Below are 15,636 nucleotides of genomic sequence, written 5' to 3'. Positions count from 1 at the left end.
TGTGCCATCGTCCGCCCCGGGCCCACGGACATCGGGCACCGGGGCAAACAGGCTACTGGCCGTTGGCCTTGGCCGCCGCGTCGATGGCGGCGAGTGAGCGGCGCGCCTGGTTGCGGTCGGTGGTGTACCAGAAGTCGGGCAGCGAGGCTCGCAGATAGCTGCCGTACCGGGCGTTGGCCAGCCGCGGATCGAGCACCGCGACGACTCCCTTGTCGCCCGTGGCCCGTACCAGTCGGCCGGCGCCCTGAGCCATCAGCAGCGCGGCGTGCGTCGCCGCGACGGCCATGAACCCATTGCCACCGGCCTCCTCGACCGCCTTCTGGCGTGCGCTCATCAGCGGGTCGTCGGGGCGTGGGAACGGGATCCGGTCCATGACCACCAGCTGGCAGCCGGCACCGGGCACATCGACGCCCTGCCAGAGCGACAGCGTGCCGAAGAGGCAGGTCTCGGGATCGGCCGCGAAGTTCTTGATCAGCTCTCCGAGGGTCTCCTCGCCCTGCAGCAGGATCGGCTTGTCGAGCCGACCGCGCAGTTCCTCGGCGGCGGCCTGGGCCGCCCGCATGGACGAGAACAGCCCCAGGGTGCGCCCGCCCGCCGCTTCCACCAGCTCGGCGAGCTCGTCCAGCATGTCGGTACGGGAACCCTCACGACCGGGCGTGGCCAGATGCCTGGCGACGTACAGGATGCCCTGCTTCGGGTAGTCGAAGGGCGACCCTACGTCGAGCCCCTTCCACTGCGGAATGTCGTCGCCCGTGGTGCCTTCGGGGGCGAGTCCGAGCGACGCCCCCACTCCGTTGAAATCCCCGCCGAGCTTGAGCGTGGCCGAGGTGAGGACGACGGACCGTTCAGTGAAGAGCTTCTCGCGCAGCAGTCCGGAGACGGAGAGCGGGGCGACCCGCACGGAGGCGCCGAAACGGTCGTGCCGCTCGTACCAGACGACGTCGTACTCCGAGCCCTGGGTGATGCGCTCGGCGACGCCATGAATCGTCTCCACGGCCGCCAGGGCCTGCTTGCGGACGGCGTCCTCGTCCTGGACGGACTTGTCGCGGGAGGCGCCGATGGCCGAGATCACCGTACGCGCGGCGTCGCGAAGCGCCAGCAGCGCGTAGCCGAGGTCCTCGGGGACCTCCTCCAGACGACCGGGCAGCGCCAGCTCCATCACCCGCTCGAAGCCCTCCGACGCGGTCTGCAGGGCGTCGGCGGCCTTCTCGTTGACCAGCTTGGCCGCGCGGCGCACGGCGCGGTTGACCTGGCCGGGGGTGAGCTCGCCGGTGGCGACTCCGGTGACCCTGGAGACCAGCTCGTGCGCCTCGTCGACGATCAGAACCTCGTGCTGCGGGAGCACCGGAGCGCCTTCGATGGCGTCGATGGCGAGGAGGGCGTGATTGGTGACGACGACGTCGGCGAGCTTGGCACGCTCGCGGGCCAGCTCCGCGAAGCACTCCGCGCCGTACGCGCACTTGCTTGCGCCCAGGCATTCGCGGGAGGACACCGAGATCTGCGCCCAGGCACGGTCGGAGACGCCCGGGGTGAGGTCGTCACGGTCGCCGTTCTCGGTCTCGTCCGACCAGTCCCGCAGGCGCAGGAGATCCTGACCGAGCTTGCTCGACGGGGCCGCGGCCTCGAACTGGTCGAAGAGCCCCTCCTCCTCGTCCTGCGGCGCACCTTCATGGAGTCGGTGAAGGCAGAGGTAGTTCGACCGGCCCTTGAGCATGGCGAACTGGGGGCGTCTGCGCAGCAGCGGATGCAGGGCGTCGACCGTACGCGGAAGGTCGCGCTCCACGAGCTGGCGTTGCAACGCGAGGGTCGCCGTGGCCACCACGACGCGCTCCCCGTGCGCCAGCGCGGGCACCAGGTAGCCGAGGGACTTGCCCGTGCCGGTACCGGCCTGGACGAGCAGATGGGCGTTGTCGTCGACAGCCTCGGCAACGGCCGTGGCCATGGCGGCCTGGCCAGGCCGTTCCGTACCGCCGACGGCGGTCACGGCGGCGTGCAGGAGATCGGGGAGGGATGGCTTCGTCATAGCCCGACCACCCTACGGGGCACCACTGACAACGGCGATCACTCCCGGACTCAGACGGAGGGGTGGAGCGGATTCGGCACAGTCCCGTGGATCGCCGCGTGCGGGCGACGGGGGCGGTCCCGGTAGCCGTCCACATGCAGACGGTTGCGGTTCAGACAGAGACGTTCGATGCGGGGCGTCAGCATGTCGAACAACTCGAACCTCTCCTTGAGCTCGGGAAAACGGGCGTGATGCCGCAGGATCTCGGCCCGCACGAGTGACCAGAAATCGACCTCCGGGACTCCGAGCTGTTCCTCGCACAGCGGGGAGAGGAACCGGAAGACACCGATGAACAGTCCGGCGTGAATGAACTGGGTGAGGAAGGAGGGCTCCTCCATGAGGAGGATGTCGCGTACGTCCTGCGGCATCGACTCGTGCTCCGGCAGCGGCTGGGAGCTGATGTTCACATCGTCCACGAAGTCCTTGATCGCCAGGCGCACCGGTACGTCCTGTTCGTCGAAGACGACGATGGCGTTCTCGCCGTGCGGGGAGAACACGGTGCCGTAGCGGTAGAGGAAGTGCAGCAGCGGCGGGAGCAGCGCCGCGAAGAGCCGGGTCAGCCAGGCGGTGGGAGTCAGTCCGGAACGGGCGACGAGCTCGGCCGTGAAGGTGCGGCCCCGGGGGTCGGTGTGGAGCAGCGAGGCGAGCGTCCGGGCCCGTTCGCCCGGCGCGAGCCTGGGCTGGAGGGGCTCTCGCCAGATCGCGCCGAGGATCTCCTTGAACTGGTACGGCGTCTCGGGGAGGCGGTCGTAGAGCGGATGTTCGACGGCCACGGAGGCGACCTCGCCGAGCAGGATGACGCCGCAGGTCTCGCGCAGAAAGGTGTCCCCGTCGCGCAGGCCCTGGACCCAGGTGGTGACTGCGGGGGCCGCGAGGGTGCGTTCGGTCGGAAGGCCCCGCCAGACCAGCGTGTTGAGGATCGACAGGGGCAGTTTGACGGTGTGCCGGTCGGGGCGGGTCACATTGGCGAAGGTGCGGATGGACTGTTGCGGCAGCCGGAGGTCCGCGTCGGCATGGAGCGGAACGATGTCGCCTGCGGCGATGGCCGGGGCGAAGACCGGAACGATCCATTCATCCCATTGCCAGGGGTGCACGGGAAGACAGAGGTAGCCGTCGGGGTCGAGGTTGCGGGCGCGGAGCACGGCGGCGAAGGAGTCGCGGACCGACGGGTCGAGTTCCTGTGCGTACAACTGCTCGGGAGCCGCCAGGCCGGGCACTCCGCGGTAGGCGGCGATCCGGGTGGAGACAGCGATCCACGGCAGCCCGACCGGCCTGCGGGCCTCGGGCGTGTAGCGGGCCGCGTCGGTGGCGGAGAAACCGAGGCGCCCTTTGTTGGCGACGAGCCAGGGGTGGCCCGTCTGGTGCCCTTCCAGCTCGGCGTAGTCGAGGTCGGCCAGCCGGGCGGCGGAGAGCGCGGTGTGGTCCAGCCGGGCGTCGGCGGCGAGGGTGGTGGTGATCTCGCGGATGAGGTGGCCGAGGGTGGCTCCGTCGATCCGGAGGAGGTGGCGAGCGCGGGCGAGGAACTGCAGCGGATCCCGGAAGGGGACGGCGCCGCCGTTCCGGTCCTGCAGCGGATCGCGGATGAGGACAGGCACGCCGTTCCGGTCCAGCGGCGGATCGGCGGGGCCGCCGCGGCCGCTGTCACGCGGCCGTTCTACGGGCGCGCCCCGGTCGCTGTCACGCGGCCGTTCCGCCGGTGCGTCCCCGTCGCTGTCACGCGGCCGTTCCGCCGGCGCGTCCCCGTCGCTCGTGCCTGCCGCTCCGGCTTGTGCCTCCAGGACGCCCCCGGACGTCTCCAGGATCGACTCGGGGGCGATGTGCCAACCGCCGTACACACCCCTCCGGGCGCTGAAAGACAGCGTTCCACCGTCGTCGAGCGTGAGGGTGTACGTATCGCCGCCGTCGGCCTGCCCGAGCGGTTCGGTGGCTTCCCGTTCGATGGCTTCCGGCTCGATGACTTCCTCGTAGGCGAATTGACCGAGCATCTTCGCGAGTAGTCGGGCGGCGGCTCTGTCCCAGACCGCCCGATTCAGTTCTGGCGTGCTGAGCAGCGCGTCGGACTCCGATGAATCATGGCTCGCAGGATATTTCGGCACGGGTACTCCTCCGGGTGGAACCGATGGGGTTCGAGCGGTGTACGCGTTGCAGCGGTTCGTTCAGTGCGTTCGGTTCTTTCACAGCTGGGCACGGTGGGTTCGGTCGCGGATCATCAGGGCAGCTCGTTTGTCAGGGAGTTCGACTTCCGCGAAGAAGCGGAAGCCGGCACTCAGGAAGGCGGAGACGGACGGGGTGTTACGTAGATCGGGCTCCGCGACAACCCGTGCGCACAGGGGGCGGTTGTCGAGTACGAGGTCGGCGACGGCCCGGAGGAGGGTCGTACCGACACCGCGTCCACGGTCGTTCACGCCACCGATGAGAAGGTGGATTCCGGTGTCGTGCGGGCGAGCGGGGTAGTGGCGCGCCAGCGGATCGAGATCCGCGCGGTAGATCTCCCAATAGCTCATGGGGACGCCGGCCAGCACGCCGAGGCATGGGACGCTGCGTCCGTCACCGTCGAGCTGAGGACGCAGATGAGCGACTGTGACGGCTTCGGATCCGGCGAGTTCCCAGAACGCCGAGACCGCCGCGTCGTTCATCCAGCGGCTGATCACGGCGAGATCGCGCTCCAGCCGCACGGGGACGAGTTGGAACACACCGGCCGGGGTGGCCACCGGTCCCCAGTCTGCGGGGTGGTCGAGCAGAGCGGAGGAGGCCGCTCTGCTCACGGTCGCCCGCGCGCCCGCGGCCGGGCCCGCGCCATCCGGTGCGGATGACGCGGGCCCGATCGGCGGCAGCGGTTGTACGGCGGTGGCCGGTGTGTCCTCCCCGAACACGGCGAGGAGTTCTTCGGAGAGCGGCAGGTCCAGGGTGTCGTCGGTGCCCGTGTCGGTCTGTGGGGCAGGTCCGGGACCGGCGTCGGTGTGCGCATCGGCGGGAGCCACGGTGTTGCTCTCCTCTCGGCGGTTCAGGCGGTGGTCATCGTCCTTCAGACATACAAGGGGTTGGCAATGGTGACGTACACGGACTGGGTGTCGACAGGCCCGACGAGCTCGTCGAGGCCGTGCAACCGGGTCAGCAGGTTGGCCTTGCACCGCAGTTGGGGGCTGTCCAGCAGGTGTGCGGGCAGCGGCGAGCCGAGTGCGGTGGCCGAGCCGAGGAACCGACGGAACGCGGCGATGAGCACGTGCTCGTCGGCGAGGCGCTGGGCGCCGAAGGCTCCGATCAGGCCGAACACATTGTTGATGCCGAGGTAGTAGGCGAACCGTTCGTCGGTGACCGCGTCGGAGACGAAGGTGTCGCTGACCGATCCGATGCCGGGGAGCCGGTGCTCCAGTGCTGCGCGGTGGGACTCCCGGAAGTAGTAGCCCTGGTTGTCGCGGTACCGGCCGCCGACGGGCCAGCCGTGCGGGTCGAGCAGCACCAGGGTGTTCTGCTGGTGGGCTTCGAGCGCCACACCCGCGTGGGCGTCGAGCCAGAGCACGGGGCGTACGACGCGGTCGAGGTAGCGCAGGAACCACTCGGTGGCGACGGCTCCCACAGCTCTTCCGGTGGCGGCGGCCAGGGAGAGAACGATCTCGGCGAGGCGGGAACACATGCCGACCCGGCCGGGCCAGGGGCGCGGGGCAGTGAGCGCGGCGATGCAGACGGCGTCGTCGTACAGGCCGAACGGGTTGTGGCGCAGCATCACGTCGAGGCCCGCGACGGGCTCTCCGTCCGGGCCGTCGACGGCGAGCCAGGCGGGGTCGCGGACGATGTCGAAGCCCGGGTGGACGGCGTGCCACTGCGCAGCGAGTCCGCTGCGGAGCAGCCGGTGGACCTCTACTCCGCGGTGGAGTTCCTTGCGGAGGTTCTCACGACGGGAGTTGGTGATGCGGACACCGAGGGAGAGCTTGAGCATGACCTCGGCACCTGGCTGATGCACGGTACGGACGGAAGAGGTGGCGTGCCAGTGCTTCCCGTGCGGTCCCAGGTCGTGAAGGAGTCCGGCGTCGAGCAGGGCGACCACTTCAGGCCGGTGGCCGAGTTCGCGGGCCTGCCAGGGGTGGAGCGGAATCGGTGCGGTGTTGTCGGGGAGCCGCACTCCTCCGGCGTGGGAGGCGGCCAGCTCCGTGGCCGGCACGGGACGCCCTCCGTCGGTCCAGGCGGAGTCGGTGGCCAGCACGGACCGGTCGACGGCCATCCAGTGCAGCGGAAAGGAGCCGTGCAACTCGGGTGAGTAGCGGCGGGATTCGGAGTCGGAAAGGCCCTCGCGGCTCTTGGGGGTGGGGTGGAGCGGGTGCCCCAGGAGAAGTGACTGCTCGGCGGTGAGGAAGAAGTCCGCTTCCGGCGGAGCGTCCGGAGTGCGGCGCCGTTCGACGATGAAGCCGGCGGTCCGCCGTACCGAGTCGGCGACCCGGGCCACCAGGTCGGCGCCTTCGTGGTGGTCGGCCTCGCGCCCCAGGAGAGCGGCGACCGTGACGGCGTCGGCCGTCGGCGCTCCTTCGGGCGCCCCCTCCAGGACAGGCGTGCCGAAGCGGTGCCAGCCCGTCGCGGACCAGTAGACGACGGGGACGAGCAGTGCGGTTCCGCTTGCGGGGAGGGGGATCCGGAGGGTGTCCCCGGCCGGCCGGGAGAGGTCGCTCTCCCGGACCCAGCAGCGGAGCAGGTTCTCGGCACCCGCCGTGTCGGCGGCACGCAGCGGATCCGGATGGTCGAGGAGATCGGCGGGTGCCGCGCCGGTGTTCGGGCACTTCGGGGCGTACCGCTCGTCGTGCGGTGCCGCCTTCTGGCGCGGCACGGTGGTGTGCTCGACGACGAGGTTGCCGGTGTATGCGTCCTGTCCTCGCTGCTGGGTGGGGGGAGGGCCGTCGGCCTGGGGCGCGGGGGTGGGGTTCACGGCGGTCTTCCTTGTGATGGTGTCCGGGGTCAGCGGATCGACCCGGTCGTGTTCCTGCGGTGCGGCAGGCGCTCGGCAGCTGCCAGGGCGTCGGCGAGGCGGTCCACGACCGCTGTTGCCTGTTCGTCGGTGAGAGTGAGGGGCGGCAGGAGCCGCACGACGGTCGAGTGGCGTCCGCCGAGTTCGACGATGAGGCCGCGGCGCAGACATTCCTGTTGGACGGCGGCGGCGAGGGCCGGGGCGGGCGGCGGCTCGGGGCTGCCGCCCTGCGGGGCGGCCTCGGGGTCGACGAGTTCCACTCCGATCATCAGGCCCCGTCCGCGGACGTCTCCGATGGACGGGTGGTCCGTGGCCAGTGCCTGGAGGCGTGCGATCATCCGGGCGCCGAGCATCGCGGCGCGCTCGGCGAGCTGGTTCTCCCGCACGAAGGAAAGGGTGGCCGTGCCGGCCGCCATCGCGAGTTGGTTGCCCCGGAAGGTGCCGGCGTGGGCGCCCGGTTGCCAGGTGTCGAGCTCGGAACGGTAGACGATCACCGCGAGCGGGAGGGAACCGCCGATGGCCTTGGAGAGCACCATCACATCGGGCACGATCCCGCTGTGTTCGACCGCCCAGAAGGCACCGGTGCGGCCGACGCCCGTCTGGACCTCGTCGGCGATCAGGGGGATGGACCGGGTCTCGGTGATCTCACGCATCCGGCGCATCCAGTCGTCGGGGGCGGGGTTCACGCCGCCCTCTCCCTGCACCGGTTCGAGGATCATGCCGGCCGGCGCGGGTGCGCCTCCCTTGGGATCGTCCAGGAGGCTCTCGGTCCACCGGGCGGCCGTCTCCGCGCCGCGATCGCCGCCGATACCGAAGGGGCAGCGGTAGTTCTGCGGGAAAGGCAGCCTCGTCACCCGTACGTCCTCGGCGCCGCCCGAAGCGGCCAGGGCTCCCGCCGTCATCCCGTGGTAGGCGCCGGTGAAGGCGAGAAGTCCGCTGCGTCCGGTCGCGGCACGGACCAGCTTGAAGCCCGCCTCCACGGCGTCCGTACCGGCAGGTCCGCAGAACTGGATCCGGGCGTTGTCGGCGAACTGCCGCGGCAGGGTGGCGAACAGCTCCGTGGTGAAGGCGTCCTTGACCGGGGTCGCGAGGTCGAGCACATGCAGCGGTGCACCCGAGTCGATCACTCTCCTGATCGCCTCCAGGACCACCGGGTGGTTGTGCCCGAGCGCCAGGGTGCCTGCCCCGGAGAGACAGTCGAGGTATCGCCGCCCGTCCGCACCCTCGATCGTCATCCCACGGGCCCGTACCGGCACGATCGGCAGTGAGCGCGCGTAGGTACGGGCGGCGGATTCGCGCAGCGATTGGCGGCGCAGGATCCCCTCGTGCACCGCCGGTACTGCCACCGGAGCTGGTTCGGTCACGGCCACGGCTGTTGATCCTCCTGCTGTAACAGTTGCGTTGCACGTCAGTACGTCGGCGTACGGACGGACTACGGGGATGAACGCTGTCCTCGAGTCCCTCGCACGTACCAACGACGCCGGTCGCGGTGGATCACGGGTATATCCGAAGATCCTTGCGGGGGCGGAACCGTGGCCCTGCTGCGTACCGTCCCCATCGGCACCGGCATAGTGGGGGCCGCACGGAAGGCTCGGGCAGTTTTTCGGATGTCCGCCGGACGTTCGGAGCAGGTGGCTCGGAGCATTGCCGAAGTGCAGTAAAGAAGTCTTGAGTTACGAAGTCCCAGGGGGATCACCACATGCGACTCATTCGACCAGTTCCCGCCAGCCGTCGGGGGAGCGCAGGCCGCACGCGTTCCTCGGCGCTCGCCGTGGCCGCGGTCGCCGCGGTCCTCGCACTCACCGCCACCGCCTGCGGGCCCGACGAGGACAATGCCGGCAACAAGCCGAGCACTCCGGCCGACCAGTCCTCGAACGGCAAGATCACCATTCCGGACGATCTGAAGGACCGGCTCAAGGAACACGGGATCGACCTCGACCAGTGGAAGAACGGCGAGTGGAAGAACTGGGACAGGGACAAGTGGCTTCGTGAGGCCAAGGACTTCGTCAATCCGATCATCGAGGGCCTCTGGGACCCGGACCGGATGCGGGAGGCCGACAAGTCGCCGGAGAAGCCGGTCGACAACGACATCTCGGGCGATGCGGGCGTGACGGACCCGACGCCCGCACCGGTCCAGGCCGCCGGCGTACGGACGCCGTACCACGCCAATGCCGCGGAGTCCGGGAAGCTGCTGTTCGACAGCCCCGAGGGTTCCATGGTCTGCTCCGCGACCGTGGTGAAGGACCCGGCGCACCCCGGGAAGTCCAACCTGGTGTGGACCGCCGGACACTGTGTGCACGCCGGCAAGAAGGGCGGCTGGTACCGCAACATCGCCTTCGTGCCCTCGTACAACAACAGCGGTCTGTCGACCGCCGAGCTGGAGAAGGCGAGCAAGCAGGAGATCGCGCCCTACGGCGTGTGGTGGGGTCAGTGGGCGCAGACGTCCGACCAGTGGATCTCGCAGGGCTCCTCGGTCGGCGGGCAGGGCGCCCCGTACGACTTCGCGGTGCTGCACGTCACGCCGGAGAAGGGCTCGACGGGCAAGTCCCTGGAGGAGACGGTCGGCTCCGCGCTGCCCGTCGACTTCAACGCCCCGGCCGTGCCGGAGATCGCCGGCATGACGGCCACCGGCTTCCCTGCCGCTCCTCCGTACGACGGTCAGAAGGCGTTCCAGTGCGCCGACAAGCCGGGCCGGCTCTCGCTGGCCGCGCAGGACCCCACGATGTACCGCATCGGCTGCACCATGACCGGCGGTGCCTCCGGTGGTGGCTGGGTCGCGGCGGGCCGGGACGGCAAGCCCGCACTGGTCTCGAACACCTCCATCGGCCCGGTGACGGCAGGCTGGCTGGCCGGGCCGCGCTTCGGCAAGGAAGCCAAGGGCGTCTACGAATCGGTCAGCAAGAAGTACGCGGGACAGTGACGACGGACCGTCACCCGGACCGGTCCGGTTGACGGTGACGGTCCATCGGAGCCCCTTGCGCGACAGTTGCCCGCCGGGGGCCAGAAGGCCGAACGACCGATGGCCCGCTCCCGACGAGGGGAGCGGGCCATCGGTCCGTACGGAGCTGTACCGCGCTTGCCGTCAGTGCGCCACGGGGACGAACGAGGAGAGCTCAGCCGCCAGTTCCTCATGGACCCGGGCGTTGAGCAGGGTGCCCTCCGACGTGTGTTCCTCGGAGATCACCTCGCCCTCGGCGTGCACCCGGGAGACGAGTCCACCCTGGGTGTACGGCACGAGCGCCTCGATCTCGACCGAGGGCCGGGGCAGCTCCGCATCGATGAGGGCGAGCAGCTCGTCGATACCGGCTCCGGTACGCGCCGAGACGGCGATCGCGTGCTTCTCGATGCGCAGCAGCCGCTGCAGCACCAGCGGATCGGCCGCATCCGCCTTGTTGATCACCACGACCTCGGGCACGTCCACCGCGCCCACGTCGCGGATCACCTCGCGCACCGCGGCGAGCTGCTCCTCCGGCACCGGGTGCGAGCCGTCCACCACGTGCAGGATCAGATCGGATTCACCGACCTCCTCCATGGTGGAGCGGAACGCCTCGACGAGGTGGTGCGGCAGATGCCGTACGAACCCGACGGTGTCGGCCAGGGTGTAGATCCGGCCGCTCGGCGTCTCGGCCCGGCGCACGGTCGGGTCCAGGGTGGCGAACAGGGCGTTCTCCACGAGGACGCCCGCACCGGTCAGCCGGTTGAGCAGCGAGGACTTGCCCGCGTTGGTGTAGCCGGCGATGGCGACCGACGGCACCCTGTTGCGCTTGCGTTCCTGGCGCTTGATGTCGCGGCCGGTCTTCATCTCCGCGATCTCCCGGCGCATCTTCGCCATCTTCTCGCGGATCCGACGCCGGTCCGTTTCGATCTTGGTCTCACCGGGACCACGGGTGGCCATTCCGCCACCGCCGCTGGAACCGCCGCCGCCCATCTGACGGGAGAGCGACTGACCCCAGCCGCGCAGCCGCGGCAGCATGTACTGCATCTGTGCCAGCGAGACCTGTGCCTTGCCCTCCCGGGACTTGGCGTGCTGGGCGAAGATGTCGAGGATCAGGGCGGTCCGGTCGACCACCTTGACCTTGACCACGTCTTCCAGGTGGATCAGCTGGCCGGGGCTGAGCTCACCGTCGCACACGACGGTGTCGGCCCCTGATTCGAGGACGATGTCGCGCAGCTCCAGGGCCTTGCCCGAGCCAATGTAGGTGGCCGGGTCGGGCTTGTCGCGGCGCTGGAACACGGCGTCGAGCACCAGGGCGCCCGCCGTCTCCGCGAGTGCCGCCAGCTCCGCGAGGGAATTCTCCGCGTCCTGCGCGGTCCCCGAGGTCCAGACGCCGACCAGCACCACACGCTCCAGGCGCAGCTGCCGGTACTCGACCTCGGTAACGTCCTCGAGCTCGGTGGAGAGTCCCGCCACACGCCGCAGCGCGGCGCGCTCCGAACGGTCGAACTGCTCGCCGTCCCGCTCTCCGTCGATCTCGTGGCTCCAGGCGACGTCCTCTTCCATCAGGGCGTCGGCCCGAAGGCTCTCGGTGAGGCTCTCGGTGACATTCTCCGTAGCGCTCTGCGCTTCCTGCGCGTCCTGGGGAAGGGAAGAAGAGGAGGTCATTGGATCCTTACGTCGATGGGAGTCCGTTACATCAGTCACAACGCGTGACCTTTCCCGATGATTCCCGCTGTCGGAAATTCACGGTGGGGCCGCCGCGGCGACCCGACGATAGTGGCATGGTCCGCGGGGCCCGTCACTCGGGTTTACCGCTGTCCGGCGGGTTTGGCGCTGTGCCAGTCCGGATGCCCCGGCATCGGCGGGGTCTTCGCGCCGTACAGCCAGCCGTCGAAGAACGTGGTCAGGTCGCGGCCCGCGGTCTGTGACGCCAGCCGGACGAAGTCCGCGGTGGCGGCGTTCGAGTCGCGGTGCTTCTTCACCCACGTCCGCTCCAGGCGGTCGAACGCGCTCTCGCCGATCTCCTGGCGCAGCGCGTAAAGGACCAGTGCGCTGCCGTCGTACACCACCGGCCGGAACAAGCTGAGCTTCTGTCCGGGCGCCGGAATGTCGGGGCGGGCCGGCGGTCCGCCCGCGGCGCGCCAGCCGTCGGACTTGGTGTACGCCTCGCGCATGCGGCCTTCCAGTGCCTTGCCGGAGTGCTCCTCGGCGTAGCGGGCCTCGTACCAGGTGGCGTGTCCCTCGTTGAGCCACAGGTCGGACCAGGATTGCGGGGAGACGCTGTCGCCGAACCATTGGTGGGCGAGCTCGTGCACCATGATCGACTCGACGTACCACTTGGGGTAGGCGGTCTGGGTGAACAGGGACCGTTCGAAGAGCGAGAGGGTCTGGGTCTCCAGCTCGAAGCCCGTGTCGGTGGCGGCGACCAGCAGTCCGTACGTCTCGAAGGGGTAGCGGCCGACCTGCTGTTCCAGCCATTCCAGCTGAGCGGGCGTCTTGGCCAGCCAGGGTTCCAGCTGCTTGCGGTCGGCGCTCGGCACCACGTCACGCACCGGCAGTCCGTTCGGCCCGGTGCGTCGCAGGACGGTGGAACGGCCGATGGTGACCTGGGCCAGTTCGGTGGCCATGGGGTGTTCGGTCCGGTAGGTCCAGGTGGTGTCGGCACCGTGCCGGACCGTGCCCGCGGGCAGGCCGTTGGCGACCACCGTGAGGTCCTTGGGCGCGGTGATCCGGAAGGTGAAGAATGCCTTGTCGGCGGGGTGGTCATTGCTCGGGAAGACCCGGTGCGCGGCGTCGGCCTGATTGGCCATGGCCAGTCCGTCGGCGGTGCGCAGCCAGCCGCCGGTGTCCAGGTCGCCGCGCGGGTCGCTGGTGTGCCGGACGGTGATGTGCAGCGGCACTCCGGCCGGGAGCCGGGCGGGCGGCTTGATGACCAGGTCCTCGTCCGCCACGGCGAAGTCGGCGCGCAGACCGTTGATTTCGACCGTACGGACCGTGCCCCGGGTGAAGTCGAGGTTGATCCGGTCCAGCGGTTCGGTGGTCCGCGCGTCGATCGTCGTGACGGCGTCCAGCGGCTTGCTGTTGCTGCCGTGGTAGGTCAGTCCGATGTCGTACGAGAGGACGTCGTACCCGGGATTGCCGAGGTGCGGGAAGAGTGGATCGCCGATGCCGAGCGGCACGGGTGAGGGGAGGGCGGCGGCAACGAGGGTGGCCGATGCGGTGGCCAGCAGAGCGGCCCGCAGACGGCGGGAGATGAACGGCATGAACTACCGCTACCAGCGACTCCCACCCGGGCAGGTGCGGCGCGCGCCGCGCCACTCGAACGAGATCACCGCGGCAGATGGCGCTGCGCGGCGGAGCCGGACGGGGAGTCAGACGGTGGCTGTCGGGTGCTTGACGCGGCTCACGTCGTACACCCCGGGTACCTCACGCATCGCGCGCATCAGCGCCGGCAGCCCTGCGGCGTCGGGGAGCTGCAAGGTGTAGGTGTGCCGCACGCGCTGTTCGCTGGGTGGTTCGACGGTGGCGGAGATGATCGCCGCGTCCGCCGCCGCGATCGCCTCGGTGAGGTCGGCGAGCAGCCGGGGCCGTCCGAAGGACTCGGCGACCAGGGTGACCCGGCATCCGGCCGCGTCGCCCCAGGTCACCGGGACCGGCACCCGGCCGACGGACTGCATCCGGGAGACGGAGGGGCATTCCAGCCGGTGGACGGTGACGGCGCCGCCGCGCACGACGAAACCGGTGACGGCGTCGGGGGGTACGGGGGTGCAGCAGCCCGCGAGACGTACGGTGGCGTCCAGCCGGTCCACCATGGCGTTCGCGGCGCGGACCCCGGGCCTGTCGCCGCCGGGACCGGCGGTTGCCCGGGGCTGTGGTCCGGGCGGCCTGGGCGCCGCGGGCCTGTTGCCGTGCGGACTCGGGTCGTCCTCGGGATGGGCGTCGAACCAGCCCGTGATGGCGATGCGGGCGGCGGGGGTGCGGGCGTGGTCGAGCCAGTCGGGCGAGGGGCCGGAACCGATGTCCTCGGTGAGCAGCAGTTGCACGGTGTCGCCGTCGCTCAGGACGGTGCCGAGGGTGGCGAGCCGGCCGTTGACCCGGGCACCGATGCAGCTGTGTGCCTCGTCCCCGTACTGCGCGTAGGCGGCATCGACACAGCTGGCTCCGGCGGGCAGGCCGAGCGTGCCGCCGTCGGTGTGGAACACCGTGATCTCCCGGTCCTGGGCGAGGTCGGCGCGGAGTGTGGTCCAGAAGGTGTCGGAGTCCGGGGCGGACTGCTGCCACGAGAGGAGCCTGGAAAGCCAGCCGGGGCGGGTCGGGTCGGCGCGCTCTCCGTCCGCGGGTTCGGCGGTCTGGGGCCCGGAGCCGCCGTCCGCGGCGTACGGATTGCCGAGGGCGATGACGCCGGCCTCGGCGACCTTGTGCATCCGGTGCGTACGGATGAGGACTTCGGCGACCGCCCCGTCGGGGCCCACGACCGCGGTGTGCAGTGACTGGTACAGGTTGAATTTGGGGGCGGCGATGAAGTCCTTGAACTCGGAGATCACCGGGGTGAAGCAGGTGTGCAGTTCGCCGAGTACGGCGTAGCAGTCGGCGTCCTCGCCGACGAGGACCAGCAGCCGGCCGAAGTCGGTGCCGCGCAGTTCGCCACGTTTGATCCTGACCCGGTGCGCGGAGACGTAGTGGCGCGGCCTGATGAGGACCTCTGCCGGAATGCCGGCCTCCCGCAGCACCGCCCCGACGTTCTCGGTGATGGCTGCGAGCGGGTCCTGGGCGCCCGCGGCGCCGGAGGCGTCCGGGTGCGCAGACGCGGCGGCGATCAGCGCGCGGGTGTGTTCGTACTCCTCGGGGTGGAGGATCGCGAAGACGAGGTCTTCCAGCTCGGTCTTGAGCGCCTGCACGCCGAGCCGTTCGGCCAGCGGGATCAGCACGTCTCTGGTGACCTTGGCGATCCTGACCTGTTTTTCGGGGCGCATCACGCCGAGGGTGCGCATGTTGTGCAGCCGGTCGGCAAGCTTGATCGACATCACCCGGACGTCGTCCCCGGTGGCGACCAGCATCTTGCGGAAGGTCTCGGGTTCGGCCGCTGCTCCGTAGTCGACCTTCTCGAGTTTGGTGACGCCGTCGACGAGGTAGCAGACCTCTTTGCCGAACTGGTCCCTCACCTGATCGAGAGTCACCTCGGTGTCCTCGACGGTGTCGTGGAGCAGCGAGGCGGTGAGTGTCGTGGTCTCGGCGCCGAGCTCGGCGAGGATCAGCGTGACGGCGAGCGGGTGCGTGATGTACGGCTCGCCGCTCTTGCGCATCTGCCCGCGGTGCGAGGACTCCGCGAGTACGTAGGCCCGGTGCAGGACGGAGAGGTCGGCATCCGGGTGGTGGGCCCGGTGGGCCTCGGCGACATGGCCGATCGCGTCGGGCAGCCGGTCACGGGAGACCGGGCCGAGCAGCGCGACGCGGCCGAGCCTGCGGAAATCGATCCGGGGACGGCCCCGTCTGCGGATGGGAGCACCTGGGTTGGTGGCCTCTGCACTCATGGGGCACCTCCGGCGACGTCGACCGGCGGTGGGAAGGTGCGGTCGCGCCTCCGGGCCGGTGCTTGATGCTACCGAGCCCACCACGTGGCGGAGTCCGCCTCTCGCTCAGCGTGAAACGGATCACCCATTCGAGCGAAGCTCCGGGGCCGCT

Annotated in this window: 9 protein-coding genes; 1 reads left to right on the top strand and 8 read right to left on the bottom strand. The window is 70.1% G+C overall.

Annotated elements, in window-relative coordinates:
- Positions 1–52 precede the first annotated feature (52 nt).
- The 5 genes from OG936_RS26810 to OG936_RS26790 form a co-directional block, all read right to left on the bottom strand.
- Positions 53–2,023, bottom strand: a complete 1,971-nt coding sequence (locus OG936_RS26810) for an ATP-dependent DNA helicase (protein ID WP_383758872.1) — start codon at positions 2,021–2,023, stop codon at positions 53–55.
- Between the two features lie 50 nt (positions 2,024–2,073).
- Complete coding sequence (locus tag OG936_RS26805) at positions 2,074–4,158, bottom strand: IucA/IucC family protein (protein WP_406498041.1); 2,085 nt, start codon at positions 4,156–4,158, stop codon at positions 2,074–2,076.
- Positions 4,159–4,236: 78 nt separating this feature from the next.
- Positions 4,237–5,043, bottom strand: coding sequence for a GNAT family N-acetyltransferase (locus OG936_RS26800; RefSeq protein ID WP_266749129.1), 807 nt, complete (start codon positions 5,041–5,043; stop codon positions 4,237–4,239).
- Between the two features lie 44 nt (positions 5,044–5,087).
- On the bottom strand, positions 5,088–6,977 hold the full coding sequence (locus tag OG936_RS26795; RefSeq protein ID WP_406498039.1) for an IucA/IucC family protein: 1,890 nt from the start codon (positions 6,975–6,977) through the stop codon (positions 5,088–5,090).
- 29 nt (positions 6,978–7,006) lie between these two features.
- Entirely contained in the window at positions 7,007–8,386 is a 1,380-nt protein-coding gene (locus tag OG936_RS26790; RefSeq protein ID WP_406498037.1) for a diaminobutyrate--2-oxoglutarate transaminase family protein, read from the bottom strand.
- Between the two features lie 329 nt (positions 8,387–8,715).
- Between OG936_RS26790 and OG936_RS26785 the strand changes: the two genes are divergently transcribed.
- Complete coding sequence (locus OG936_RS26785) at positions 8,716–9,936, top strand: trypsin-like serine peptidase (protein ID WP_383758877.1); 1,221 nt, start codon at positions 8,716–8,718, stop codon at positions 9,934–9,936.
- 162 nt (positions 9,937–10,098) lie between these two features.
- Here OG936_RS26785 and hflX read toward each other — a convergent pair whose 3' ends face one another.
- The 3 genes from hflX to OG936_RS26770 form a co-directional block, all read right to left on the bottom strand.
- Entirely contained in the window at positions 10,099–11,619 is a 1,521-nt protein-coding gene (gene hflX / locus OG936_RS26780; protein ID WP_406498035.1) for a GTPase HflX, read from the bottom strand.
- A gap of 143 nt (positions 11,620–11,762) precedes the next feature.
- Positions 11,763–13,217, bottom strand: a complete 1,455-nt coding sequence (locus OG936_RS26775) for a M1 family metallopeptidase (protein ID WP_406498033.1) — start codon at positions 13,215–13,217, stop codon at positions 11,763–11,765.
- A gap of 108 nt (positions 13,218–13,325) precedes the next feature.
- Complete coding sequence (locus OG936_RS26770) at positions 13,326–15,485, bottom strand: RelA/SpoT family protein (RefSeq protein ID WP_406498031.1); 2,160 nt, start codon at positions 15,483–15,485, stop codon at positions 13,326–13,328.
- Positions 15,486–15,636 lie beyond the last annotated feature (151 nt).

It is taken from the genome of Streptomyces sp. NBC_00846, from assembly GCF_045207325.1.
GTDB lineage: Bacteria > Actinomycetota > Actinomycetes > Streptomycetales > Streptomycetaceae > Streptomyces.
The sequence above is the reverse complement of the archived record's forward strand: the minus strand, read 5'-3'. Positions and strand labels throughout refer to the sequence as shown.